This is a genomic window from Actinomyces faecalis (assembly GCF_013184985.2).
Lineage (GTDB): Bacteria > Actinomycetota > Actinomycetes > Actinomycetales > Actinomycetaceae > Actinomyces > Actinomyces faecalis.
In genome coordinates this window covers 1,671,383-1,695,730 of record NZ_CP063418.1, presented here as the reverse complement: position 1 = coordinate 1,695,730, position 24,348 = coordinate 1,671,383, and the positions used below count along the sequence as shown (strand labels likewise).

24 protein-coding genes are annotated in these 24,348 nt (G+C 69.9%); all 24 read left to right on the top strand.

The genetic code is table 11. The features are described from left to right. Positions 1-88: 88 nt before the first annotated feature. The 24 genes from HRL51_RS07300 to argH all read left to right on the top strand — a co-directional run bounded on the left by HRL51_RS07300 (position 89) and on the right by argH (position 24,332). Positions 89-1,270 carry a histidinol-phosphate transaminase gene (locus tag HRL51_RS07300; protein ID WP_172120857.1) on the top strand — a complete coding sequence of 394 codons (1,182 nt, stop codon included), beginning with the start codon at positions 89-91 and terminating at the stop codon, positions 1,268-1,270. Then, positions 1,267-1,866, top strand: coding sequence for an imidazoleglycerol-phosphate dehydratase HisB (gene hisB, locus HRL51_RS07295; protein ID WP_172191015.1), 600 nt, complete (start codon positions 1,267-1,269; stop codon positions 1,864-1,866). The genes HRL51_RS07300 and hisB overlap by 4 nt, the downstream gene beginning before the upstream one ends. After that, on the top strand, positions 1,866-2,564 hold the full coding sequence (locus HRL51_RS07290) for a hypothetical protein (protein WP_172191013.1): 699 nt from the start codon (positions 1,866-1,868) through the stop codon (positions 2,562-2,564). The genes hisB and HRL51_RS07290 overlap by 1 nt, the downstream gene beginning before the upstream one ends. Positions 2,565-2,624: 60 nt before the next feature. Next, positions 2,625-3,272: an imidazole glycerol phosphate synthase subunit HisH gene (hisH, locus tag HRL51_RS07285; protein ID WP_172191011.1), complete on the top strand. Its 648-nt coding sequence runs from the start codon at positions 2,625-2,627 to the stop codon at positions 3,270-3,272. A 43-nt stretch (positions 3,273-3,315) separates the two neighbouring features. Next, on the top strand, positions 3,316-4,059 hold the full coding sequence (gene priA, locus HRL51_RS07280; protein ID WP_172191009.1) for a bifunctional 1-(5-phosphoribosyl)-5-((5-phosphoribosylamino)methylideneamino)imidazole-4-carboxamide isomerase/phosphoribosylanthranilate isomerase PriA: 744 nt from the start codon (positions 3,316-3,318) through the stop codon (positions 4,057-4,059). 50 nt (positions 4,060-4,109) lie between these two features. Then, positions 4,110-4,820 carry an SseB family protein gene (locus HRL51_RS07275; RefSeq protein WP_172120997.1) on the top strand — a complete coding sequence of 237 codons (711 nt, stop codon included), beginning with the start codon at positions 4,110-4,112 and terminating at the stop codon, positions 4,818-4,820. Between the two features lie 294 nt (positions 4,821-5,114). Further along, positions 5,115-5,747, top strand: a complete 633-nt coding sequence (gene infC / locus HRL51_RS07270) for a translation initiation factor IF-3 (RefSeq protein ID WP_172120996.1) — start codon at positions 5,115-5,117, stop codon at positions 5,745-5,747. Between the two features lie 102 nt (positions 5,748-5,849). Further along, a complete protein-coding gene (rpmI, locus tag HRL51_RS07265) occupies positions 5,850-6,044 on the top strand; it encodes a 50S ribosomal protein L35 (protein WP_172120852.1) in 195 nt (64 codons plus the stop codon). A 27-nt stretch (positions 6,045-6,071) separates the two neighbouring features. Continuing rightward, positions 6,072-6,452, top strand: a complete 381-nt coding sequence (gene rplT, locus HRL51_RS07260; protein ID WP_172120851.1) for a 50S ribosomal protein L20 — start codon at positions 6,072-6,074, stop codon at positions 6,450-6,452. A gap of 95 nt (positions 6,453-6,547) precedes the next feature. After that, the gene (locus HRL51_RS07255) at positions 6,548-7,480 is read left to right on the top strand and encodes a TrmH family RNA methyltransferase (RefSeq protein ID WP_413228087.1); all 933 of its coding nucleotides are present in this window, start codon (positions 6,548-6,550) and stop codon (positions 7,478-7,480) included. Further along, the gene (locus HRL51_RS07250) at positions 7,477-8,379 is read left to right on the top strand and encodes a carbohydrate ABC transporter permease (protein WP_244960129.1); all 903 of its coding nucleotides are present in this window, start codon (positions 7,477-7,479) and stop codon (positions 8,377-8,379) included. The genes HRL51_RS07255 and HRL51_RS07250 overlap by 4 nt, the downstream gene beginning before the upstream one ends. Then, complete coding sequence (locus tag HRL51_RS07245) at positions 8,366-9,274, top strand: carbohydrate ABC transporter permease (RefSeq protein WP_235954421.1); 909 nt, start codon at positions 8,366-8,368, stop codon at positions 9,272-9,274. Before HRL51_RS07250 ends, HRL51_RS07245 begins: the two co-directional genes overlap by 14 nt. 114 nt (positions 9,275-9,388) lie before the next feature. Next, on the top strand, positions 9,389-10,753 hold the full coding sequence (locus HRL51_RS07240) for an ABC transporter substrate-binding protein (RefSeq protein ID WP_172191007.1): 1,365 nt from the start codon (positions 9,389-9,391) through the stop codon (positions 10,751-10,753). Beyond that, positions 10,746-11,501, top strand: a complete 756-nt coding sequence (locus HRL51_RS07235; RefSeq protein WP_172191005.1) for a PIG-L deacetylase family protein — start codon at positions 10,746-10,748, stop codon at positions 11,499-11,501. Before HRL51_RS07240 ends, HRL51_RS07235 begins: the two co-directional genes overlap by 8 nt. Before the next feature lie 160 nt (positions 11,502-11,661). Further along, on the top strand, positions 11,662-12,747 hold the full coding sequence (gene pheS / locus HRL51_RS07230; protein WP_172191003.1) for a phenylalanine--tRNA ligase subunit alpha: 1,086 nt from the start codon (positions 11,662-11,664) through the stop codon (positions 12,745-12,747). A gap of 1 nt (position 12,748) precedes the next feature. Next, a complete protein-coding gene (gene pheT / locus HRL51_RS07225; RefSeq protein ID WP_172191001.1) occupies positions 12,749-15,406 on the top strand; it encodes a phenylalanine--tRNA ligase subunit beta in 2,658 nt (885 codons plus the stop codon). 147 nt (positions 15,407-15,553) lie between these two features. Next, complete coding sequence (locus tag HRL51_RS07220) at positions 15,554-16,057, top strand: flavodoxin domain-containing protein (RefSeq protein WP_172120846.1); 504 nt, start codon at positions 15,554-15,556, stop codon at positions 16,055-16,057. A gap of 92 nt (positions 16,058-16,149) precedes the next feature. Next, the gene (argC, locus tag HRL51_RS07215; protein WP_172190999.1) at positions 16,150-17,259 is read left to right on the top strand and encodes an N-acetyl-gamma-glutamyl-phosphate reductase; all 1,110 of its coding nucleotides are present in this window, start codon (positions 16,150-16,152) and stop codon (positions 17,257-17,259) included. Beyond that, the gene (argJ, locus tag HRL51_RS07210) at positions 17,256-18,455 is read left to right on the top strand and encodes a bifunctional glutamate N-acetyltransferase/amino-acid acetyltransferase ArgJ (protein WP_172120844.1); all 1,200 of its coding nucleotides are present in this window, start codon (positions 17,256-17,258) and stop codon (positions 18,453-18,455) included. The genes argC and argJ overlap by 4 nt, the downstream gene beginning before the upstream one ends. Further along, a complete protein-coding gene (gene argB, locus HRL51_RS07205) occupies positions 18,452-19,426 on the top strand; it encodes an acetylglutamate kinase (protein WP_244960128.1) in 975 nt (324 codons plus the stop codon). Before argJ ends, argB begins: the two co-directional genes overlap by 4 nt. Beyond that, positions 19,423-20,667, top strand: a complete 1,245-nt coding sequence (locus HRL51_RS07200; protein ID WP_172190997.1) for an acetylornithine transaminase — start codon at positions 19,423-19,425, stop codon at positions 20,665-20,667. The genes argB and HRL51_RS07200 overlap by 4 nt, the downstream gene beginning before the upstream one ends. Beyond that, positions 20,664-21,239 (top strand): arginine repressor, encoded by a 576-nt coding sequence (locus HRL51_RS07195; RefSeq protein ID WP_172190995.1) that lies wholly within the window; start codon positions 20,664-20,666, stop codon positions 21,237-21,239. Before HRL51_RS07200 ends, HRL51_RS07195 begins: the two co-directional genes overlap by 4 nt. A gap of 95 nt (positions 21,240-21,334) precedes the next feature. Further along, entirely contained in the window at positions 21,335-22,558 is a 1,224-nt protein-coding gene (locus tag HRL51_RS07190) for an argininosuccinate synthase (RefSeq protein WP_172190993.1), read from the top strand. 238 nt (positions 22,559-22,796) lie between these two features. Beyond that, positions 22,797-24,332, top strand: a complete 1,536-nt coding sequence (gene argH, locus HRL51_RS07185) for an argininosuccinate lyase (RefSeq protein WP_172190991.1) — start codon at positions 22,797-22,799, stop codon at positions 24,330-24,332. Positions 24,333-24,348: the final 16 nt, after the last annotated feature.

Genomic DNA, 24,348 nt, shown 5'->3' with positions numbered 1-24,348 from the left:
TCCTACCGGCCGCTCAGTCAGTAGCCGGTCCCGGGCTGGGCGTGGACAGATCCGCACGCGGGCCGTGCCTGCTCATAGACTGCGGCACGTGAGCACACTTCCTCTGCGACCCGGCCTTGAGGGCGAGACTCCCTACGGCGCTCCTGAGCTGGACGTACCTGTCCGCCTCAACGTCAACGAGAACCCCTATGCCCCCTCGCCGGAGGTCGTGCAGGACGTCGCTGCCGCCGTCGCCCAGGTGGCCACCGGGCTCAACCGCTATCCCGACCGCGACTTCCCGGCGCTGCGCCAGGCGCTGGCCGACTACCTGGCGGTCGAGTCCGGGGTGCGCGTGCCCTGGGAGCAGGTCTGGGCGGCCAACGGCTCCAACGAGGTCATGCTCCACCTCCTTCAGGCCCTCGGCGGGCCGGGGCGGGTGTGCCTGTCCTTCACACCGACCTACTCCATGTACCCCGAGTACGCCCGAGACACCCTGACGCAGTACGTCGCCGCGGCACGTGCTGAGGACTTCACCCTTGACGTCGAGGCCGTCCGCGAGGCGGTTGCGGCTCACCACCCCGCGGTCATCCTGCTGGCCAGCCCGAACAACCCCACCGGTACCGCACTGCCGCTCGACGACGTGCGCCAGGTGCTCCGGGCCGCTCGCGGCAACGGGCCGGTCGCGGCGGACGGCAGCGCGACCGACTGCGTCGTCGTCGTGGACGAGGCCTACGGCGAGTTCCGTCGCCCAGGAGTACCCAGTGCCCTGGAGCTCCTGGTCGAGGAGGACGGCGAGGCCTACCCGCACCTGGCGGTGTGCCGCACCATGTCCAAGGCCTTCGGTATGGCGGGACTGCGGCTGGGCTACCTGGCTGCGACTCGTGAGCTCGTCGACCTCCTGCGAGTCGTCCGCCTGCCCTACCACCTCTCGGCTGTGACCCAGGCTGCGGCCATGGCGGCGCTGGCCCACCGCGAGGAGCTCATGAGCCAGGTCGCCTCGATGCGTGCTGACCGCGACCGCCTCGTGGGCTGGCTGCGTGAGCAGGGGTGGACGGCCTTCGACTCCGACTCCAACTTCGTCCTCTTCGGCCCCTTCGCTGACCGCGACGCCGTCTTCTCAGGCCTGCTGGAGCGCGGCGTCCTCATCCGCGTCGTCGGGCCGGCGGGGTACCTTCGGGTGTGCATCGGCACGCCGGAGGAGATGGAGGCCTTCCGCCGTAGCCTTCTCGCAGTGACGGCTGACCTTCCGCGGCCTGACGCCGCGCAGACACCCAAGGAGATCCACTCATGAGCCGTACCGCCCGCATTGAGCGGACTACCAGCGAGTCCACCGTCGTCGTCGAGCTCGACCTCGACGGCAGCGGACGCACGGACATCTCCACGACGGTCCCCTTCTACGACCACATGCTCACGGCGCTGGGCAAGCACTCGCTGATCGACCTGACCGTGCGCGCCAGCGGGGACACTGACATCGACGTCCACCACACCGTGGAGGACACGGCGATCTGCATCGGGGAGGCGCTGAGGCAGGCACTGGGGGACAAGTGCGGGATCGGCCGTTTCGGTGACGCTACGGTCCCTCTGGACGAGGCGCTGGCCCACGCCGTGGTGGACGTGTCCGGACGGCCCTACCTCGTCCACGAGGGCGAGTCCGAGGCCTTTGTTCACCACCTCATCGGCGGCCACTTCACCGGATCCATGGTGCGTCACGTCTTCGAGGCCATCGCCTACCACGCCGGGATCTGCCTCCACGTGCGCGTGCTGGCCGGGCGGGACCCGCACCACGTCGCGGAGGCCGAGTTCAAGGCGCTGGCGCGTGCGCTGCGCCGGGCCGTGGAGCCCGACCCGCGGGTGGAGGGCGTCCCCTCGACCAAGGGGGCCCTGTGATGAGCGAGCGCCCTGTGCCGGAGGACTCCTCGGGCAAGGACGTCGACGCCGAGTTCGCCGCCCTTACGGAGGGGCTGGACCTGGACGCGCCCGATCCGGTGCCCGAGCAGGACGAGGCAGGGCTCCCGGCCGTGCCTGACGACGCCTCCGCGCTCGACGCCGAGGACGTCACCGCTGCCGGCCGGGCGGTGAAGGTCGCTGTCGTCCTGACCCCCTTGGCCAGTGCCGACGCGCTGGCGGCCCTGTGCTCCATGAGTGACCTGGACTGCACCGTCGTCCCGGCGCGCTCGGGAGCCTTCGCCGTCAAGGAGTTTGTCTCGGCCCACGCCGAGTGGGACGTCTCGGAGCTGCTGGGCGGCGCTGAGACCGAGCCTGCTGAGGCTGCGGAGCTGGCGGGGGCCCTGTCGCGGCTGTCGCGTGCCGGCGTCGTCCTGCTGACCGCTGACCTGGCCACCGACGTGGGTATCGAGTCCGGGCTGTCCGGCACCATCACGGCTCGCCGGTACGCCAACGGCACGGCGGGTGAGGAGGCCAGTGCCGGTCTGCTGCTGTCGGCGGTGGACCAGGTCGTCGAGGACGTCCTGCTCGGGCTGACGCGGGCTGAGGACGTCAAGGGAGCGGTCCGCTCGGCCGACGTACGTCCCTCACGTGCCATGAGGTGGCTCGGACGGGGCCTGCGCGGCGGCGGACGGTCCTGAGGAACGGACGGTGACAGGACGGGCGTGAGAAGCACCGGCCCGGGCCGTTAGGCTGTGGGCATGCGCAAGCCCACCGTCGTCGTCCTGTCCTACGGCAGCGGCAACGTCCGATCCGCCGTGCGCGCCCTGGAGCGCGTGGGCGCCCAGGTCGAGTTCACTGCCGACGCCGCCGCCGTCGAGGCGGCCCAGGGCCTGGTCGTCCCTGGTGTCGGCGCCTTCGCCTCCGTCATGAGCCAGCTGGCTGCCGTTGACGCGCCGCGACTCATTGACCGTCGTCTGGCGGGGGGACGGCCGGTGCTGGGGATCTGCGTGGGGATGCAGGTGCTGTTCGAGTCCTCGACCGAGCACGCTGACGACCAGGCGGCGACCGCGGGCCTGGGGCAGTGGCCGGGGACCGTCTGCCGTCTGGAGGCGCCGGTGGTACCACACATGGGCTGGTCCGAGGTCCGGGCGCCGCAGGGCTCTCGGCTCTTCGACGGCGTGGCGCACGAGCGCTTCTACTTCGTCCACTCCTACGCGGCGAAGACCGATCCGGCGAGCCTTCTCGGCCCTGGTCCGACCCGCCCGCCGCAGGCCACCTGGGCCACCCACGGCGAGGACTTTCTCGCGGCGGTGGAGAACGGGGCTCTGTCAGCGACCCAGTTCCACCCCGAGAAGTCAGGCGACGCCGGTGCCCAGCTTCTGCGCAACTGGCTCGCCACCCTCTGACCCGCGACCACCTTTCGTCCAGACTCCTTGGAAGGGACCTGCCATGCTCACGCTCCTGCCCGCTGTCGACGTCGCTGACGGCAAGGCCGTCCGCCTGCTTCAGGGAGAGGCCGGCTCCGAGACCGACTACGGCAGCCCGGTCGACGCCGCCCGCGACTGGGTCGAGGCTGGAGCCGAGTGGATCCACCTGGTCGATCTGGACGCGGCCTTCGGACGGGGCTCCAACGCCGAGCTCCTGGCCCGGATCGTCGGCGAGGTCGGTATCAAGGTCGAGCTGTCCGGAGGTATCCGCGACGACGCCTCCCTGGATCGTGCGCTGCAGGCTGGTGCCGCACGGGTCAATCTCGGCACCGCCGCGCTGGAGGACCCTGACTGGACGGCTCGTGTCATCGCTGAGCACGGCGAGAAGGTCGCCGTCGGCCTGGACGTGCGTGGTACCACCCTGGCGGCACGCGGCTGGACCAAGGAGGGCGGAGACCTGTGGGAGACCCTCGACCGTCTCGACGAGGCCGGTTGCTCACGCTACGTGGTGACGGACGTGACCAAGGACGGGACTCTGACCGGACCGAACACGCAGCTGCTGCGGCAGGTGGCAGCGCGTACCAGCGCACCCGTGGTCGCCTCAGGCGGCATCTCCAGCCTGGAGGACGTTGCCGCGCTGGCCAGGCTGGTTCCTGAGGGCGTCGACTCCGCCATCGTGGGCAAGGCCCTGTACAACGGCAACTTCACCCTGCCCCAGGCCCTGGCGGTAGCGGGCGGGGCAGCTGTGTCAGAGGTGGTCGCGTGAGCCAGGAACGGCAGGTCGAGGGGACCGACGACGTCCAGGTGAGGGCCGCGATGGCTGCCCGGGCCAAGATGGAACGGCTGCTGGCCGCCCCCACGCCCTTCTCCGACGACGACGGCGCCGTCGACCCGGCGGTGCTGGAGGCGCTGGAGGCCGCTGACCAGCCTCGCCACCTCTACCTTGACCACCTGTGGCAGGTGCTCGCCGGCAGCCGGGTCATCGTCCCGGTGGCGGCGCACGCGCGCAGCCAGAGCGAGCCGCACACGAGCGACGCGGCGCAGGACGCCGCGACCCTTGCCGTGGACCTGCCTGACGGGCACATCGCCCTGCCGGTGTTCACGAGCATGGAGGCGATGCAGGCCTGGCGCCAGGACGTGCGCCCCGTGCCGATCGAACCGCGCAGAGCAGCACAGGTGGCGGCGCACGACACCGACCAGCTGTGGGTCCTGGACCCGGGCAGCCGGGACCTGCGTCTGCCGCGCCCTGCGGTGCTCGCGCTGGCCGGGGGAGAGGACTGGGTCCCCTCCTGGCGCAACGAGCCGGTCCAGCAGGAGGTGACCGCCCACCTCATGGGAGTGCCAGGGGTGACGGGCGTGGCCTTCGAGCCCGGCCAGGAGGCTGAGCTGCGGGTCTTCATCCGGGTCGACGCCTCCGGCGGCATGTCGGCGGCGGCCGCCGCCCTGGAGACCTGCCAGCTGATCATGGTCAACCCTGCCTGGGGCGAGCTCATCGACACCGTCGAGCTGTGCCCGGTCCCGGCCTGAGCCTGAAGCGTGTGCAGTCTCACGAGGAGGCTCGGGGCTGAGGCGTAGGCCCGGTCTGGCTCGCCTGGTAGTGTGGGGCACCGACCGGCCGGGGTCCGACTCCGGCTCGCAAGCGGAGTGATCCCACCTGGGTCCCTCACGGGGACCGGGTTCATGCGAGGACTTCCTCGCGGTGCGTGGCGTGCTGTCGCGTACCGTACCCCTGAGGTACGTGATGGGCCTTCGTGCGCGATCTGCGGCGAGGGCCTTTTTCTCGTCGCGGCGGCTGACCGTCACCAAGAGTGAGGAACTGTCATCAGCGAGCCCCGTATCAACGAACGGATCCGCGTCCCCGAGGTGCGCCTCGTCGGCCCCGGCGGCGAGCAGGTCGGCGTCGTCCGCGTCGAGGACGCCCTGCGCCTGGCCGAGGAGGCCGGTCTCGACCTCGTCGAGGTCGCACCCGACGCACGCCCTCCGGTGTGCAAGCTCATGGACTACGGCAAGTTCAAGTACGAGTCGGCCATGAAGGCTCGTGACGCCCGGCGCAACCAGGCGAACACGCAGCTCAAGGAAGTCCAGTTCCGGCCCAAGATCGACCAGCACGACTACGCCACCAAGATGGGGCACGTCGAGCGGTTCCTCAAGGGCGGGGACAAGGTCAAGTGCGTCGTCCGCTTCCGCGGGCGTGAGCAGTCCCGGCCCGAGCTGGGAATTCGTCTGCTCCAGCGCGTGGCCGAGGAGGCGGGCGAGCTGGGGACCGTCGAGTCCCACCCGCGTCAGGACGGCCGCCAGATGGTGATGGTCCTGGCTCCCACGCGCAAGAAGGCTGAGGTCAAGTCCGACCAGCGCCGTCGCCGCGAGGAGGCCCGGGCCACCCGGCGGGCGGAGAAGAACGCCGCCAAGGCCTCGGCTGCCCCCGAGGCAGAGGCCACCCAGGAGCAGGCCTGAGGGCCTGGGCTCAGTAACAGACCGCCACCCACCCCACCGGCAGACCGCGTGGGGTCCGCAGCCCCAGGCGCTCGTCTGGTGGCCGAGAAGAGGAATCCAACAATGCCGAAGAACAAGACGCACTCCGGTGCCAAGAAGCGTTTCCGGGTGACCGGCAGCGGCAAGCTGATGCGCGAGCAGGCCAACAAGCGCCACCTGCTCGAGGTCAAGTCCTCGCGTCGTAAGCGCAAGCTGTCTCAGGACCAGGTTGTTGACCCCAGCAACCTGCGTCAGGTCAAGAAGCTGCTCGGTCGCTGAGAGCCCACCACGTAAAGGAGTCATCACATGGCACGTGTGAAGCGGGCTGTCAACGCCCAGAAGAAGCGTCGTACCGTCCTCGAGAAGGCCTCGGGCTACCGCGGCCAGCGCTCTCGCCTCTACCGCAAGGCCAAGGAGCAGGTCACCCACTCCGGCGTCTACGCCTTCCGTGACCGCCGTGCGCGCAAGGGCGACTTCCGTCGTCTGTGGATCCAGCGCATCAACGCCGCTGCCCGCGCTGAGGGCCTGACCTACAACCGGTTCATCCAGGGCCTGGGCCTGGCGGGCGTCGAGATCGACCGCCGCATGCTGGCCGAGCTGGCCGTCAACGAGCCGGCCGGTTTCAAGGCGCTGGTCGAGGTCGCCAAGAAGGCGCTGCCGGCTGACGTCAACGCCCCCAAGGCCTGACTCGGGCCCGGCTGAGAGCCAGCCGGGTTCCGCGCCACGAGACGGCGCCGTCTCCATGACATGGAGACGGCGCCGTCTCGCGTAGGCTCCCTCCCATGAGCAAGCGGGCAGACACGAGTACCTGGCGCCCCGGTATCGCGATGAACCGGCCTGACGGAAGGCAGCCAGGACCTGATGTCATGGACAACCCGGCTGCGACACGAGTGAGCCGGGTGGCCGGCCTGGCGCGTCGCTCCGCGCGCACGAAGCACGGCCGCTTCCTCGTCGAGGGCCCGCAGGCGGTGCGCGAGGCCGTGCGTTACGCAGGCTCGGCGGTCCTGGACCTCTACGCCACCCAGGAGGCTGCACGGCGTCACGAGGCGATCGTGACCGAGGCCAGGACCGGTGGCACCTACACCCACCTCGTCACGCCTCAGGTCATGGCCGCCATGAGCACGGATGCCCAAGGGCTGCTGGCAGTAGTCGGCACGCAGGCTGTCGGCAGTCCCGCTGCTCCCTCCGGCACGCGGGAACAGGCTCCTCATGCCCTTGCCGACGTCCTGGCAGGTGCCCGCCTGGTCGTGGTGCTCACCGAGGCGCAGGACCCGGGCAACGCCGGCACCATCATCCGCGCCGCCGATGCTGCCGGAGCCGACGCCGTCCTGCTGGCACGCGGCAGCGTGGACCCCACCAACCCCAAGGTCGTGCGCGCAACGGCTGGCAGCCTCTTCCACCTTCCTGTGCTGGCCGGCCTGGACCTGGCCGAGCTCGCTGCCTGCCTGCACCAGGCGGGTCTGACGGTCCTGGCTGCCGACGGCGGGGGAGACCACAACCTGTTCGAGGCTGACGACCTGCTGGCTCGTCCCACGGCCTGGTGGCTGGGGAACGAGGCGCGAGGCCTCAGCGAGCAGGCGCTGTCCCACGCCGACGCCGTCGTCTCCATCCCCCTGTACGGCAAGGCTGAGTCCCTGAACGTCGCCTCGGCCGCCACGGTCTGCCTCTTCGCCTCGGCCCGTGCCCACCAGACGGGTGCTGAGGAGGTCAGGTGACCGTGACCGTGTCCCGTCGCCGTGCCAGCCGTGCGCGCCGTGTGCGTGAGGCCGTGACCGGCTACCTGTTCCTGACGCCCTCGGTGCTGGGTGTGGTGCTCTTCATGGTCGTGCCGGTCGGAGTGATCCTCTGGCTCACCGTCCACCAGTGGGACCTCATCGCTCCGCCGCGCTACGTCGGCCTTGACCAGGTCCGCCAGGTCCTGACCGACGCCTCCTTCCTCCGGTCGCTGCGAGTGACCCTGGGGCTGGTCGCCCTCGTGGTGCCGGCGCAGATCCTGCTGGGGCTGTTCCTGGCCAACATGCTGACCAAGGGCGTGCGTGGTACGACGCTCTTCCGCACCCTCATCGTCATTCCCTGGATCTCCTCGCCGCTGGCCCTAGGAGTGGTGTGGTCGTGGATCTTCGCGCCTACCGGCGGGCTGCTCAGTGCGGTGGCCGGGACGAGGCTGGAGATCCTGGTCTCGCCGACCTGGGCGCTTCCTGCCGTCGCCTTCGTGGTCCTGTGGAACAACGTCGGGTACACCTCGTTGTTCTTCATCGCCGGCCTGCTGGCGGTGCCACGTGAGCTCATCGAGGCGGCCTACGTCGACGGCGCCTCCGCACGCCAGGTCTTCTGGCGGATCAAGGTACCCATGCTGCGTCCGACATTCTTCTTCGTCTCAGTGACCAGCGTCATCGCGGCCTTCAACATCTTCGACCACGTCTACGCCCTGACCTCCGGCGGGCCGGCGGGTGCCACCAAGGTCCTGGCCTATGAGATCTATGAGCAGGCCTTCGTCAGCTGGGACGTGGGCAAGGCCTCGGTCATGGCCCTGGTCATGATGCTCATCCTCCTGGCGGTCACGGTCGCCCAGAACCTCTACTTCCGCACGAGGACCACCTATGAGTACGTCTGAGACCCCCATCCCGGTCCGGCGCGCCCGCGCCGCCACCAGGCGCGGGGCGAGCCGTGCCGGTGGCCGTATCGACAGCCCCGGCGTCCTGGGAACGGCTGGGATCTACCTGGGGCTGACCCTGGCGGCGGCCGTCATGGTGCTGCCTTTCGTCTTCTCCTTCATCACCGCCTTCAAGTCTCCCAAGGACTTCGCCTCCCACTCGCCTCTCGCCCTGCCGAGCCCCTGGACCCTGGAGTCCTTCACGGCGGTGCTGACCGGACGCATCGACTTCGCCAGCGCCATCTGGACCACCGTGCTGATGGTGGCCGTCATGGTGGTGGGGCAGGTGACGTCCTCGGTGATGGCCGCCTACGCCTTCGCCAGGCTGCGCTTCCCCGGGCGGGACCTGGTCTTCTGGCTCTTCCTGTCCACCATGATGATTCCTGCCTCGGTACTCGTCATCCCGCTCTACCTCATGATGGCCAAGGCCGGGATGAACAACACCTTCTGGGGCATCGTCATCCCCTTCATGTTCGCCTCGCCCTACGCCGTCTTCCTGCTGCGCGAGTCCTTCCGCTCGATCCCGCAGGAGATCATTGACGCGGCCAAGATCGACGGCGCCGGACAGGTACGCATCCTGACCAGGATCGTCCTTCCGATGTCTGGCCCGATCCTGGCGACCCTCACGCTGATCACGGTGGTCAGCCAGTGGAACTCCTTCATGTGGCCGCGCATCATCGCCAGCCAGGAGCCCAAGGTCATCACGGTGGCGACCGCGGCCATGCAGTCGCAGCACAACGCGAACTGGACCTATGTCATGGCCGCGACGACGATCGCTCTGGTCCCTCTCATCATCCTGTTCGTGGTCTTCCAGAAGCAGATCGTCGCCTCGATCACGCTCAGCGGCCTGAAGTAGCCCAGGATCGTGTGGCGGACGGACGGGGACGGCCGGGGTGGGCTGCGCTACAGTTCACGTCGCACCTGCCTGACACCCACGTCCAGGCAGGGTACGAGCACCTGGAGGTATCCCATGTCCCGTCGCCCAGCGCTCTCTCGCCGTGACCTGCTCAAGGTCTCGGGCGTCACCGCAGCCACCGCCGTCGGCCTGAGCGTGCTGGCTGCCTGCGGGTCCGCTTCCTCTGACGACTCCGGCTCAGGCGCTGGCTCGGCCGGTGAGATCACCTTCCGCCTGTGGGACGAGCAGGCTGCTGCTGCCTACGAGGAGGCGCTCAAGGGCTTCACTGCCGATACCGGCATCTCGGTCAAGATCGAGCAGGTGGCCTGGGCGGACTACTGGACCAACCTGCGCAACGACATCGCCTCGGGCTCGGCCCCGGACGTGTTCTGGACCAACTCCTCGAACTTCGTCGACTACGCCGCCGCAGGCAAGCTCGTCAACATCGACGAGGCCGTGCCCGCCTCAGAGCGCGAGGGCTGGTCACAGGCCGCCGTCGCCCAGTACTCCTCGCAGGGGAAGGCGTGGGGCGTGCCGGCTCTGGCCGACCCGAACATCGCCGTCTACTACAACAAGTCGCTGCTGGACGCTGCCGGGGTCAGTGTCGAGGACCTGGCCTCCCTGGCCTGGGACCCGACGGCCTCCTCAGACACGCTGCGCGAGATCACGACCAGGCTCACCCTGGACACTGCGGGAAGGACTCCGGCTGAGGCGGACTTTGACGCCTCGAACATCGTCCAGTTCGGCTACAACGCTGCTCTTGACCTGCAGGCGATCTACCTGCCCTACCTCGGTGCCAACGGAGCGACCTACCAGGACGCCGAGGGCCAGTTCACCTTCGCCTCGCAGGCGGGCGTGCAGGCCTTCGGCTACCTCGTCGACCTCATCAACTCCTCCCACGTGGCGCCCTCGGCCGCGGACACCAACGACAACGGCGACTTCTCCCGCGACCAGTTCATCCAGGGCAAGATGGCGCTGTTCCAGTCCGGTGCGTACAACCTGGCCAACATCAAGGACGGAGCCTCCTTCGAGTGGGGCATCGTGAGCCTGCCGCAGGGGCCCCAGGGACGTGGAGGCGTGTCGAACTACACGGCAGCCGCCGGCAGCGCCGACTCCAAGCAGGCTGAGGCTGTCACCAGGCTGCTGGCGTGGCTGGGCAGTGCCGAGGGCTCCGGTGTGCTGGGCAGGACCGGCGTGGGCCTGCCCGGTAACACCGGCGCGCAGGACACCTGGAGCACCTACTGGAAGGATGCGGGCGTCGACGTCTCCGCCATGATGGAGATCGACGACACCGCCCTTCCCGGCCCCTTCGGTGCCAAGATCCAGGCAGGCATGGAGGCTACGGGAGAGTCTCTCAAGGAGGTCTTCCTGGGTCGTCTCGACGTTGCTGAGGGCGTCAAGGCTGCGCAGGACGCGGGCAACGCCGCGATCCATGGCTGAGCGCCTGGGGCACCGTCGGGTCCTGGGCGTCTATGCCCACCCCGACGACGCTGACGTGGGAGCAGGAGCCACGATCCACCGTCTCGTGCGGGAAGGGGCTGAGATCAGCCTCCTCGTGGCTACCTCGGGGGACGCCGGCGGCTACGAGGCCGAGGGCCAGGAGCAGATCTCTCAGGTACGTCGCCTCGAGCAGCAGGCTGCGGCGGCCTACCTGGGGGTCAGCGAGGTGGTCTTCCTCAACGGCTTCGCTGACGGGCACGTGGCTGAGGGAAGCGGGCTGGTACGAGAGGTCGTGGCGGCGATCCGCCGCTGGCGGCCCTCTCTGGTGCTCTCGATGTCCCCGGAGTACAACTTCGCCTCGGTAGCGGCCAGCCACCCGGACCATCGTGCGGTGGGACGTGCCGTCGTCGACGCCGCCTACCCAGCCAGCGGCAACCGCTTCGACTACCGCGAGCTCGCTGCGGCAGGCCTGGAGCCGCATGAGGTGGATGAGGTGTGGTTCCAGGGACACAAGGAGACCAACCACCTGGTGGTGGTCGAGCCGGACGACCTGGAGGCCAAGGTCGCGGCGGTGCGTAGCCATGTCAGTCAGTTCCGGGACCTGGACGGCGTCGAGGGCTACGTGCGTCGTGCGGCCGCTGCTGCAGGGGGCGCCGGCGCCGCGACGACCGGGCCCGCTGACGGGGCTTGTACGGGCTTAGAGCAGCCGGCTCTGGCCGAGCCCTTCTTCCGCTGGGTGCTGCACTAGCCGGGCAGGCCGCCTGCCGAGTGCGGCACATCCCGTGGACCGGAGTTTGGAGGCCTAGGGGTGACGACTACCCTGGGACACTGAAGCACTTCCTGCTCGGTCACGCGCTCCTGCGCGGTCGGGGCAGGAAGCTATGTCCCAGCTGGAAGGCACACACCCCATGACTGACGCACCCGGGGCGCTCTCGCCCCTGGACGAGGCAGGCATCAACGCGCTCGTGGAGGAAGGGCTGGCGGCGGTCGCCGCAGCCGGTGACCTCCCTGCCCTCAAGGAGGTGCGCCTGGCCTACACGGGGGACTCCTCCGTCCTGGCCCGCACCAATCGCGGCATCGGAGCCCTGGACAAGGCGGACAAGCCGACGGCGGGCAGGCTCCTGGGCGCCGCTCGGGGCAGGCTTCACAAGGCTCTGGCTGAGCGTCAGGAGGTGCTGGAGGCTGAGGCCGAGGAGCAGATGCTCGCGACTGAGGCTGTTGACGTCACTGTTCCCACCGCACGGGTGGCTCGTGGCGCCCGCCATCCTCTGGACGTGCTCATGGACGAGGTCTCCGACTTCTTCATCTCCATGGGCTGGTCGATCGCGGAGGGGCCGGAGACCGAGCACGAGTGGTTCGACTTCGACGCGCTCAACTTCGACGCGGACCACCCGGCCCGCCAGATGCAGGACACCTTCTACGTCGACGGTCCCTCGGTAGGAGCCGGCGAGGGGGAGAAGGCCAACCTCGTCCTGCGCACCCACACCTCCCCGGTCCAGGCCCACGTCATGCTCGCCCAGGAGCCGCCGCTGTACGTGGCCTGCCCGGGCAAGGTCTTCCGCTCCGACGAGCTCGACGCCACCCACACCCCGGTCTTCCACCAGGTCGAGGGACTGGCGGTCGACAAGGGCCTGACCATGGCGCACCTGAAGGGCACGCTGGACCACTTCGCCCGGGCGATGTTCGGACCTGAGGCCCGCACCCGCCTGCGCCCCTCCTTCTTCCCCTTCACCGAGCCCAGCGCGGAGATGGACCTGTGGTTCCCGCAGAAGAAGGGCGGACCGGGATGGATCGAGTGGGGAGGCTGCGGCATGGTCAACCCCAACGTGCTCGTCGCCTGCGGGATCGACCCCGAGGTCTACACAGGCTTCGCCTTCGGCATGGGGCTGGAGCGCACGCTCATGCTGCGCCACGGCATCGCAGACATGCACGACATCGTCGAGGGAGACACCCGTTTCTCCCAGCAGTTCGGTACCACCGGAAAGGGGAACTGACATGCCCTACGTCCCGATCGAGTGGCTTCGCGAGCACGCGGACGTTCCCTCCGGCACCACTGCGGCCCGGCTGGCGGCTGACCTGGTCAAGGTGGGGCTGGAGGAGGAGCGCATCGTCCCGCCGTCGGTCACCGGCCCTCTCGTCGTCGGCAGGGTCCTCACGCGCCAGGCCAAGGAGCAGTCCAACGGCAAGGTCATCAACTACTGCCGCGTGGACGTAGGACCGCAGCACAACGACGCTCCCGGTACCGGTAAGGAGCCCTCGGAGCTGCCCAGCCGCGGCATCGTGTGCGGGGCGCACAACTTCGAGGTGGGGGACAGTGTCGTCGTCTCCCTGCCCGGGGCCGTCCTGCCTGGTGACTTCGCCATCGCTGCCCGCAAGACCTATGGCCACATTTCGGACGGCATGATCTGCTCGGCCCGCGAGCTGGGGATCGGTGAGGACCACTCGGGCATCATCGTGCTCGATGAGTGGTTGGCTGCCCACGGGCACGACGGCGAGGAGCTGCCGGAGCCGGGAACGGACGCGATCCCGCTGCTCGGTCTGGGTGAGGAGGTCCTGGAGATCAACATCACCCCGGACCGCGGCTACTGCTTCTCCATGCGTGGGGTGGCCCGCGAGTACTCCCACTCCACCGGAGCCGCCTTCACGGACCCCGCGGACGGGACCAACCCGGGCCTGTACCCCCACGGCGTGGCGCAGGCAGGGCAGGACGGCTTCGCCGTCGAGATCCGCCAGGACCCCCGCCCGATCCACGGACGGCCCGGGGCCGACCGCTACGTGGCCCGCGTGGTGCGTGGCATCGACCCCAGCGCCCCGAGCCCGCAGTGGATGCGCGACCGCCTGACCGCCGCCGGGATGCGCCCGATCAGCCTGGCGGTGGACGTGACCAACTACGTCATGCTGGACCTGGGCCAGCCGCTGCACGCCTTCGACCTGGCCAAGGTGCACGCCCCGATCGTCGTGCGCCGTGCCGAGGCGGGGGAGAGCCTGACCTTCCTTGACGAGGTCACTCGCGAGCTGGACCCGCAGGACCTCGTCATCGCCGACTCGCCGCAGGGCGCGGGCTCGCGTCCCCTGGTGCTCGCCGGGGTCTTCGGAGGAGCGGCTGCCGAGGTGGACGCCGGGACGACGGACGTGCTCATCGAGGCCGCACACTTCGACTCCGTCTCGGTCGCCCGCTCAGCCCGCCGGCACAAGCTGCCCACCGAGTCCTCCAAGCGCAACGAGCGTGGTGTGGACACCGCGCTGGCCCCGGTGGCGGCCCAGCGCGCCGTCGACCTGCTGGTCAAGTACGGCGGCGGCACCGCCGAGCCGGTCGCCACCGACGTGGACCGCACCGTGCCCCCCGAGCCGATCGTCATCCGCGCCGACGCCGCGCAGCGCCTGACCGGGGTCTGCTACGGCACCGAGAGGGTCATCGAGCTGCTGACGATGATCGGCTGCACGGTCGAGGCTGCCGGCACTGACGACGCCGGCCACGAGCTGCTCGCCGTCACCCCGCCGACCTGGCGCCCGGACCTGGTGGGCGCTGCGCACTTCGCTGAGGAGATCGCCCGTCTGGACGGCTATGACAGCATCCCCGTCATCGTCCCCACCGCCCCCGCCGGCACCGGCCTGACCCCGCGGCAGCGCGCCCGCCGGCAGGTCGTGGCGGCCCTGGCGGAGGCGGGACTGACCCAGGTCCTGTCCTACCCCTTCATCGGTGACGTCCACGACCGCCTGGGCATCGCCCAGGACGACCCGCGACGGCAGGCGATGCGCCTGGCCAACCCGCTGGCCGAGGACGCCCCGCTCATGCGTACCAGCGTGCTCGACTCGCTCATTGACGTAGCCCGACGCAACGTCTCGCGCGGGCTCAACGACGTCGCTGTCTACGAGGTCGGCACCGTCACGCTGCCGGCGGGCACGGTACCGGCGCCTGTCGTGGGCGTGGACCGCCGCCCCACCGACGACGAGCTGGCTGCGCTGGAGGCCGGTATCCCCGACCAGCCCACCCACGTGGGCGCGGTGCTGGCCGGCGAGCGCGAGCGGGCCGGGGTCCTGGGCGCGGCGCGTGCCTGGGACTGGGCCGACGCCGTCGAGGTCGTGCGCACCGTTGCGGCGACGCTGGGCGTGGCGGTCGAGGTCAGTGCACCACAGCAGCCGTACGCTCCCTGGCACCCGGGGCGGACCGCGGAGGTCCGCCTGGCCTCGACCCGCAAGGGCAAGGACCTCCTCCCCGGTGCCGTCGTGGCTCACGCTGGCGAGCTGCACCCGCGCACCGTCAAGGAGCTGGGCCTGCCTGCTCGCTCCTGCGCCGTCGAGATCGATCTGGAGCCGCTGCTGGAGGCGGCTGAGGCAGCAGGTGTACTGCAGGTCACGGCCGTCTCCACCTTCCCCCCGGCCAAGGAGGACATCGCCCTGGTCGTCGATGAGGCCGTGACCGCGGCCCAGGTCGAGGCCGTCATCCGTGAGGCTGCCGGTGACCTGGCCGAGGAGGTGCGCCTGTTCGACGTCTTCCGCGGCGAGCAGCTGGGGCGGGACCGCAAGTCCCTGGCCTTCTCCCTGCGCCTTCGTGGAGACCACACCCTGACCGCCGAGGAGACCGCCTCCGTGCGTCAGCGTGTGGTCAAGCGCGCCGCCAAGCGGCTGGGAGCCGAGCTGCGCTCCGCCTGAGCCACCTGACCCGAGCGGACGAGAGTCCTCAGCCACCGGCCTGGCGTGCCTGGTCAGGCACGCCAGGCCGGTGTGCAAGTGCTCACGGCTGGCGTCTGAGGGTCTCCTGAAGCCTCCTGAACCGGCAGGTCGCGCCATACTGGAGGTATGAAGATCCTCCTGACATGCTCTTCCCGTCACGGCGCCACTGACAGCGTGGCTGAGGTTATTGCTGAGCGACTGCGCGAGGCGGACCTCGTGGTTGACCTCGCCAAGCCTGAGGACGTCACGGACGTGTCCGACTATGACGCCTTCATCCTGGGAAGCGCTGTCTACATGACGCACTGGACCCCTGAGGCCGTGGACTTCACCACGCGCTTCCGTCAGGAGCTGAAGGGCCACCCGGTGTGGGCCTTCTCTGTGGGCTTGTCCGGGCTGCTCCAGGGGGAGATCTCCGATCCGCACCGGATCGGGCCGGTGCTGCTGGCGATCGATCCTGAGGACCACAAGACCTTCGCCGGCCGTTTCGACCCGGCTCAGCTCTCCCTTCGCGAGCGCACGATCGCGCGCATGGGTGGTGCCAGCGAGGGTGACTACCGCGACTTCGACGCCGTGCGCCAGTGGGCGGATGAGATCGTGACGAGCCTGAAGGCTGGCGAGGGCAAAGCCTGACACCGTACGCCGGCGGGTGTGTGAGGAAGGCGACGGGAGCTGAACCTCCCGTCGCCTTTGTATTTGTATGCATCGCAACGTATGGTTTCTGTATGACGTGGACAGCAGCCGTTGCCGGGGCGACGGGATATGCCGGCGGAGAGGTTCTTCGCCTCCTGGCCGCCCATCCCGAGACTGAGATTGGCGCCCTGACCGCCGCCTCCTCCGCCGGGACGCTCCTGGGCGAGCACCACCCCCACCTCCTCTCCCTCGCGCAGCGCGTGGTCGAGCCGACCGAGGCCGCACGCCTGGCCGAGCACGACGTCGTCTTCCTCGCGCTGCCCCACGGCGCCTCCGGCGCGATCACCGCCCAGATCGAGGCGCTGGACGCCGAGCGCGGTACCCGTACGCTGCTCATCGACTGCGGGGCGGACCACCGCCTGACCGACGCTGCCGCCTGGCACGCCTTCTACGGCACCGAGTACGCTGGCTCCTGGACCTACGGCATGCCAGAGCTGCTCCACACCGGTGAGACCGTCGCGGCGGCGCAGCGCGCCGAGCTGGCTGCCACCGCGCGCGTGGCCGTTCCCGGCTGCAACGTCACGGCCGTGACACTGGCCGCCCAGCCAGGCGTGGCCGCCGGGCTCATCGACACCTCCCAGCTCACCGCGGTCCTGGCCGTGGGCTACTCGGGAGCGGGAAAGTCCCTCAAGCCGCACCTGACTGCGGCGGAGGCCCTGGGGTCGGCACAGCCCTACGCTGTCGGCGGCACCCACCGCCACATCCCCGAGATCATCCAGAACCTTGAGGTGGCAGGTGCGCCGGCTGGCTCGACCCGGCTGTCCTTCACCCCGGTCCTGGTGCCGATGAGCCGCGGCGTCCTGGCGACGGTCACGGCCCCCGTGACGCAGGCCATCCTGGACTGTGAACACCCGCAGGAGGTGTTGCGCTCCGCCTGGCAGGAGGCCTATGGGGCTCCTGGCGAGGGAGAGGCTCTCATCCACCTGCTGCCTGAGGGGACCTGGCCCACCACCGGCGCCGTCCTCGGCTCAGGCCTGGCCACGGTCCAGGTCACCTATGACCGGGCCGCAGGCGTGGCCACGATGGTGTGCGCGATCGACAACCTCGGGAAGGGCACGGCCAGCGCTGCCGTGCAGTCCCTCAACCTGGCGCTGGGACTCAGCCAGACCACTGGCGTCGTCGTCGAAGGAGTCGCACCGTGAGCGTCACCGCAGCCAAGGGATTCCGGGCCTCGGGCGTGCGCGCCGGCCTCAAGGCCTCGGGCAGGCCCGACCTCGCCCTCGTGGTCAACGACGGGCCGCTGGACGTGGCAGCCGGAGTCTTCACCTCCAACCGGGTGGTCGCCGCGCCCGTGACCTGGTCACGTCGGGCGGTGGCCGACGGCCGTGCCCGTGCCGTCATCCTCAACTCCGGAAGCGCTAACGCCTGCACGGGAGAGCGCGGGGCTGCCGACGCCGCCGCCACGGCTCAGCAGGTCGCCTACCTGCTGAGCACCGCAGGCCCGGGCCAGGAGGTGGGCGCCCGCGAGGTCCTGGTGTGCTCCACCGGTGTCATCGGCCAGCCGCTGGACATGGACAGGCTGCTGGAGGGCGCAGGCAGCGCGGCGCGGGCCCTGGCCGCGACGCCCGCAGCCGGTCATGACGCCGCGACGGCGATCATGACCACGGACACGGTCTCCAAGGAGGACGCGGTCACTCGCACCACCGAGGGCGTGACGTGGAGCGTGGGAGGCATGATCAAGGGCGTGGGCATGCTGGCCCCAGGGCTGGCGACGATGCTGTGCGTGATGACCACGGACGCCGTCGTCCAGGCTGGGCAGGCCCAGCGTGCCCTGTCCCAGGCAGCCGCTCGCACGGTCAACCGCATCAGCTCCGACGGGTGTATGTCCACCAACGACACCGTCCTGCTCCTGGCCTCCGGGGCCTCGGGCGCGCTGCCGAGCCAGGAGGAGCTCGACGACGCCGTCGCCGAGGTCCTGGGCCGGCTCGGACGACGCCTCGTGGCCGACGCCGAGGGCGCCACCCACGACATCGCGATCACGGTCACCGGAGCCGTCAGCGAGGCAGCCGCCGAGGCTGCGGCCCGGACCGTGTCCTCCTCCAACCTGCTCAGGTGCGCGGTGGCGGGAGCGGACCCGAACTGGGGTCGTGTCCTGTCCCAGCTGGGCACCGTGCCTGAGGACGTCTGCCCCTTCGACCCTGACGAGGTCGACGTCACCATCAACGGCGTCACGATCTTTCGCCACGGCAGGCTGGGCGAGGACCGCTCACTGGTGGACATGACCCCACGCGAGACCCGCATCGACATCGCCCTGAACGCCGGCACGGCCCAGGCGACGGTGTGGACCAATGACCTCACCCACGGATACGTCACCATCAACGCGGACTACACGACATGACCTCCTCCCAACCGTCCCAGGATCCCGCGGCCTCGGCCGCCGCATCAGCACTCGACTCCCTGACACCGACCCACAAGGCCTTGGTCCTGCTGGAGGCCGTGCCCTGGCTGCGTGCCTACCGTGGGGCCACGATCGTCATCAAGTACGGCGGCAACGCCATGGTGGACGACAGCCTCAAGCGCGCCTTCGCCCAGGACATCCTCTTCCTGCACCAGGTGGGCCTGCGCCCCGTGGTCGTCCACGGTGGCGGGCCCCAGATCAACGCCATGCTTGAGCGTCTGGGGATCGAGTCCGAGTTCCGTGGCGGCCTGCGGGTGACCACGCCTGAGGTCATGGACGTGGTGCGCATGGTGCTCACCGGATCGGTCCAGCGCGAGCTGGTCTCCCTGCTCAACGAGGTCGACTCCGACGCCGTGGGAATCTCCGGCGAGGACGGTGGCCTGCTGCGGGCGCGTCAGCGCCTGGCCACCGTTGACGGTGAGGCCGTGGACGTGGGGCTGGTGGGTGACGTCGTCGAGGTGGACCCGGGGCCGGTCACCGAGCTGCTGGACCAGGGGCGCATCCCGGTCATCTCCTCGGTCGCCCCGCTGGTGACGGATCCCACCACCGTCCTCAACGTCAACGCAGACACGGCGGCAGCGGCGATCGCGATCGCCCTGGGAGCCCAGAAGCTCCTCATGCTCACTGACGTCGAGGGCCTGTACTCGGCCTGGCCGGACCGATCCTCCCTGGTCTCACGCATCGGTGTGGACGCGCTGGAGGCGCTTCTGCCCGAGCTGGAGTCGGGGATGATCCCCAAGATGGAGGCCTGTCTGAGGGCCGTGCGCGGAGGCGTGGGGCAGGCCCACGTCGTCGACGGCCGCCAGCCGCACTCGATGCTCCTGGAGATCGTCACGGACGACGGCGTAGGAACCGTCGTCTGTCCCGAGCACTCCGCCGTCTCGCGTACCAAGGGAGGGCTGTCGCTATGAGCCAGGTGCAGGAGCCCACGGTGACCCAGCAGGACTGGACCCAGCGCTACACCGGCGCGGTCATGAACACCTTTGGCACTCCCCAGCGCGTGCTTGTCCACGGCGTCGGTGCCCAGGTCACCGACGCGGACGGCAAGGTGTACACCGACCTGCTGGCCGGTATCGCTGTCAACTGCCTGGGGCACGCCCACCCCGCGGTCGTCAGCGCGGTCAGCGAGCAGCTGTCCACGTTGGGCCACGTGTCCAACATCTTCACCTCTCCCGCTCAGGTACGCCTGGCCGAGGAGCTGGCGGGCATCGTCTTCCCTACGCGGGCGGCTGAGGAGACCCGTGTCTTTCTTGCCAACTCTGGTGCCGAGGCCAACGAGGCAGCCTTCAAGATCGCCCGCCGCCACGGCGGGAGCGCCCGCCCGCGGGTACTCGCCCTGGAGCAGTCCTTCCACGGCCGCACCATGGGGGCGCTCGCACTGACTCACAAGGCTGCTTACCGTGAGCCCTTCGAGCCCCTTCCCGGGGGCGTCCACTTCGTCCCGGCAGGCGACGTCGAGGCGCTGGCTGAGGCGATGGGCCCGGACGTCGCCGCGCTCGTCATCGAGCCCGTCCAGGGCGAGGCCGGGGTGCGTGAGATCCCCGAGGGATACCTCCAGGCCGCGCGCGAGCTCACCAGCGCCGCGGGTGCGCTGCTGATCGTCGACGAGGTCCAGACCGGTATGGGCCGAAGCGGTGAGTGGATGGCTCACCACCTCCTGGCACCCGGGGTGGTTCCCGACGTCGTCACCCTGGCCAAGGGCCTGGGCGGGGGAGTCCCGATCGGCGCCGTCGTCGCGACCGGGCAGGCTGCGGCTCTTCTGCAGCCCGGCCAGCACGGCACGACCTTCGGAGGCAACCCGGTGGCCTGTGCCGCCGCGCTGGCTGTCATCGACACGATCCGCTCCCAGGACCTGCTGACGCGGGTGAGGGAGCTCGGAGACCGGTGGGCGGCGGAGCTGTCCACGCTCGACGGCGTGAGCGAGGTCCGTGGCCGCGGCCTGCTGCGCGGCGTGGGTCTGGTCGACGCCGTCGGCCCCGCCGGTGAGATCGCCTCCCAGCTGCTGGAGGCCGGTTTCATCGTCAACGCGCCTCGTCCGCACACCCTGCGGCTGGCACCCCCTTTCGTCCTGAGTGACGCGCAGGCCGACTCCTTCACGAAGACGCTCGGTCAGGTGCTTGCCGGCCGTCTGACCCAGGCAGGTGCCGCATGAGCCTCCAGAGCCCTGACAGCCCGACGCAGTCCTCCGCCCCCCAGACCAAGGCGGCGCGCCACGCGCTCATCACCCAGATCCTGGTCAAGGAGCGGATCCGCTCCCAGGCCGAGCTGCGTCAGGCACTGGCGCAGCTCGGGGTCACCACGACCCAGGCGACGCTCTCACGCGACCTGGTTGAGCTGAGGGCGACCAAGGTCCGAGGCGCAGGAGGCTCCCAGGTCTACTCCATCCCGGAGGCGGGGGCGCCGGGCCAGGTCCAGGCAGGCCGTACCGAGGTGCCAGGAGACGGCGGGGCTGACACCCTGGCGGACCACACCACCTCCCGCCTGGCACGCTGGTGCGCGGACCTGCTGGTCACTGCCGAGTGGGCTGGGCAGCAGCTGGTGCTGCGAACCCCGGCCGGCGCCGCGCAGCTGCTGGCCTCCGCCGTCGACGACGCCATGCTGCCCGGGGTCCTGGGCTGCATCGCAGGGGACGACACCGTCCTCGTCATCACTCGGAGCGAGGAGGTGGCCACGCAGGTGGGCAGCCACCTGCTCTCCCTGGCCGATCCTGCCTCACGAGCCTGAGGGTGCTGCCTGCGCCACTGCTCCCCCCCCTACCACCATGGACACCCTTGCCCAGGACGTACCTGCGGTACCAACACGATGAAGGAACAACACCTATGAGCGCATCCAAGGACCGCGTGGTCCTGGCCTACTCCGGCGGGCTGGACACCTCCGTCGCCATCGGCTGGATCGGCGAGCAGACGGGCCGAGAGGTCATCACCGTGGCCGTCGACGTCGGCCAGGGCGGTGAGGACCTGGAGGTCATCCGCCAGCGTGCGCTGGACTGCGGAGCCGTGGAGGCCTACGTGGCGGACGCTCGCGACGAGTTCGCCAACGAGTACTGCATGCCGGCCCTCAAGGCCAACGCCCTGTACGAGGGCAGGTACCCGCTGGTCTCAGCGATCTCCCGCCCGGTCATCGCCAAGCACCTGGTCAAGGCGGCCCGGCAGTTCGGAGCCACCACCGTGGCTCACGGCTGCACCGGCAAGGGCAACGACCAGGTCCGCTTCGAGGTCGCCATCACCTCCATGGCCCCGGACATGGACTGCATCTCTCCGGTCCGTGACCTCGCACTGACCCGTGACGTGGCGATCGACTACGCCGAGAAGCACAACCTGCCGATCGAGACCACGAAGCACAACCCCTTCTCCATCGACCAGAACGTGTGGGGCCGCGCCATCGAGACCGGTTTCTTGGAGGACCTGTGGAACGCCCCGACCAAGGACGTCTACGTCTACACCGACGACCCGACCTACCCGCCGCTGCCTGACGAGGTCGTCATCCACTTCGAGCAGGGTGTTCCCACCGCTGTCGACGGCAAGCCCGTGACCCCGCTCCAGGCGATCCAGGAGCTCAACCGCCGTGCCGGCGCCCAGGGAGTGGGTCGTATCGACATGGTGGAGGACCGTCTGGTGGGCATCAAGTCGCGCGAGATCTACGAGGCTCCCGGCGCGGTGGCCCTCATCGAGGCGCACCAGGCGCTGGAGTCGGTGACCCTGGAGCGTATGCAGCGCCGCTACAAGAGGCAGATGGAGCAGACCTGGGGCGAGCTCGTCTACGAGGCCCAGTGGTACTCGCCGCTGAAGAGGTCCATGGACGCCTTCATCGAGGACACCCAGAAGTACGTCACCGGCGACATCCGCATGGTGCTGCACGGCGGACGCGCGGTGGTCAACGGTCGTCAGACCGACACCGGCCTGTACGACTTCAACCTCGCCACCTACGAGACCGGCGACACCTTCGACCAGTCCTCCTCGCGCGGATTCATCGAGATCTACGGCATGCAGTCCAAGCTCGCGGCCGCGCGCGACGTGCGCCTGGGCAACGGCGTGGGCTTCTGAGGCCCCTCCGAGACTGCTTGCGGACACTGCTGCGCCGCAGGACGACGGCGGTCGGTCACCTTCTCGTCTGGAGGCGACCGACCGCCGTCGTCACGCGCTGAGGACCTCAGGCTCTCGGTAAGCAGACCCGTGGGCCAGGACCACGACGAGGAGAGAGACGCTCCGCTGCGACGAGCGGCCGGTGCGTCGAGGCCGGGCGGTGTCGCCCCGAGCCGTGCCGATGGCCCACAATGGGCCTATGACGAGTCAGACGACGCCAGGTCCCGCGGCACCGGCCGCATCCTCGACGAGCCCGGGAGGCATCAGCCTGTGGGGTGGGCGATTCTCCGGTGGGCCGGCCCAGGCCCTGGCAGCGCTGAGTGTGTCCACCCACTTTGACTGGCGGCTGGCACGCTACGACATCGCTGGATCGCGTGCCCACGCCCGCGCGCTGGCCAGCGCCGGGCTCCTGGACGAGGCCCAGCTGGCTGGCACGCTCGCCGCCCTGGACCAGCTGGAGGAGGACGTCGTCGCCGGCACCTTCGCTCCCGTCCCTGAGGACGAGGACGTCCACACCGCTCTGGAGCGCGGTCTCATGGAGCGCGCGGGGGAGGACCTGGGCGGCCGCCTGCGCGCCGGCCGCTCGCGTAACGACCAGATCGCGACCCTCATCCGGATGTACCTGCGTGACCAGGCCCGGCACGTGGCCGGCCTCGTGCTCGACGTCGTCGACGCCCTGGTCAACCAGGCAGCGCGTGCAGGCGAGGCCATCATGCCGGGGCGTACCCACATGCAGCACGCGCAGCCGGTTCTCGTCGCCCACCAGCTGCTGGCTCACGCCTGGCCGCTGATGCGCGACGTCGAGCGTCTGGAGGACTGGGACGCACGCGCTGCCGTCAGCCCCTACGGCTCCGGGGCGCTGGCGGGCAACACCCTGGGGATGGATCCCGATGCCGTAGCGGCTGACCTCGGCTTTGACTCCTCGGCGGAGAACTCCATCGACGGTACGGCAGCTCGTGACGTCGTCGCCGAGCTCTCCTTCGTCCTGGCGATGACGGCCGTGGACGTCTCCCGCCTGAGCGAGGAGGTCATCATCTGGAACACCAAGGAGTTCGGCTTCGTCACCCTGGACGACTCCTACTCCACCGGCTCCTCGATCATGCCGCAGAAGAAGAACCCGGACGTCGCTGAGCTGGCCCGAGGCAAGGCCGGTCGGCTCATCGGTGACCTCACGGGCCTGCTGGCCACGCTCAAGGCCCTGCCACTGGCCTATGACCGCGACCTGCAGGAGGACAAGGAGCCGGTCTTCGACGCTGTGGACACCCTGGCCGTCCTCCTGCCCGCGGTCAGCGGCATGGTGGAGACCATGACCCTCCACTACGACCGGATGGCCGAGCTGGCGCCCCAGGGCTTCTCCCTGGCCACAGACGTGGCGGAGTGGCTGGTCACGCAGGGGGTACCCTTCCGCCAGGCCCACGAGATCTCGGGCGCCTGCGTGCGTGAGTGCGAGGAGCGGGGCATCGAGCTGTGGGACCTGTCGGACGACGACTTCGCCCGCATCGACGAGCGTCTGACGCCGGCGGTGCGTCAGGTGCTCTCTGCCGAGGGCTCGGTCGCGGCACGGTCCGGGCACGGCGGGACCGCCCCCGTGCGGGTCGTCGAGCAGCTGGCGCGGGCGATCGAGCACAGCGCAGAGCTCCGCGTCTTTGCCTGGGAAGGCTCTCTCCTGGACGGACCGGCAGGGCCGCTGGGCTCGGGGCGGTGGGAGAGCGAGGAGACCGGCGACGAGGCCTGAGCAGGTGGGGGAGACG

Excerpts from the sequence above, each read along its gene's own strand:
- hisB (WP_172191015.1), top strand. The coding sequence starts at position 1,267 with ATGAGCCGTACCGCCCGCATTGAGCGGACTACCAGCGAGTCCACCGTC.
- HRL51_RS07290 (WP_172191013.1), top strand. The coding sequence starts at position 1,866 with ATGAGCGAGCGCCCTGTGCCGGAGGACTCCTCGGGCAAGGACGTCGAC.
- hisH (WP_172191011.1), top strand. The coding sequence starts at position 2,625 with ATGCGCAAGCCCACCGTCGTCGTCCTGTCCTACGGCAGCGGCAACGTC.
- priA (WP_172191009.1), top strand. The coding sequence starts at position 3,316 with ATGCTCACGCTCCTGCCCGCTGTCGACGTCGCTGACGGCAAGGCCGTC.
- HRL51_RS07275 (WP_172120997.1), top strand. The coding sequence starts at position 4,110 with ATGGCTGCCCGGGCCAAGATGGAACGGCTGCTGGCCGCCCCCACGCCC.
- rpmI (WP_172120852.1), top strand. The coding sequence starts at position 5,850 with ATGCCGAAGAACAAGACGCACTCCGGTGCCAAGAAGCGTTTCCGGGTG.
- rplT (WP_172120851.1), top strand. The coding sequence starts at position 6,072 with ATGGCACGTGTGAAGCGGGCTGTCAACGCCCAGAAGAAGCGTCGTACC.
- HRL51_RS07255 (WP_413228087.1), top strand. The coding sequence starts at position 6,548 with ATGAGCAAGCGGGCAGACACGAGTACCTGGCGCCCCGGTATCGCGATG.
- HRL51_RS07245 (WP_235954421.1), top strand. The coding sequence starts at position 8,366 with ATGAGTACGTCTGAGACCCCCATCCCGGTCCGGCGCGCCCGCGCCGCC.
- HRL51_RS07240 (WP_172191007.1), top strand. The coding sequence starts at position 9,389 with ATGTCCCGTCGCCCAGCGCTCTCTCGCCGTGACCTGCTCAAGGTCTCG.
- HRL51_RS07235 (WP_172191005.1), top strand. The coding sequence starts at position 10,746 with ATGGCTGAGCGCCTGGGGCACCGTCGGGTCCTGGGCGTCTATGCCCAC.
- pheS (WP_172191003.1), top strand. The coding sequence starts at position 11,662 with ATGACTGACGCACCCGGGGCGCTCTCGCCCCTGGACGAGGCAGGCATC.
- pheT (WP_172191001.1), top strand. The coding sequence starts at position 12,749 with ATGCCCTACGTCCCGATCGAGTGGCTTCGCGAGCACGCGGACGTTCCC.
- HRL51_RS07220 (WP_172120846.1), top strand. The coding sequence starts at position 15,554 with ATGAAGATCCTCCTGACATGCTCTTCCCGTCACGGCGCCACTGACAGC.
- argC (WP_172190999.1), top strand. The coding sequence starts at position 16,150 with ATGACGTGGACAGCAGCCGTTGCCGGGGCGACGGGATATGCCGGCGGA.
- argB (WP_244960128.1), top strand. The coding sequence starts at position 18,452 with ATGACCTCCTCCCAACCGTCCCAGGATCCCGCGGCCTCGGCCGCCGCA.
- HRL51_RS07200 (WP_172190997.1), top strand. The coding sequence starts at position 19,423 with ATGAGCCAGGTGCAGGAGCCCACGGTGACCCAGCAGGACTGGACCCAG.
- HRL51_RS07195 (WP_172190995.1), top strand. The coding sequence starts at position 20,664 with ATGAGCCTCCAGAGCCCTGACAGCCCGACGCAGTCCTCCGCCCCCCAG.
- HRL51_RS07190 (WP_172190993.1), top strand. The coding sequence starts at position 21,335 with ATGAGCGCATCCAAGGACCGCGTGGTCCTGGCCTACTCCGGCGGGCTG.
- argH (WP_172190991.1), top strand. The coding sequence starts at position 22,797 with ATGACGAGTCAGACGACGCCAGGTCCCGCGGCACCGGCCGCATCCTCG.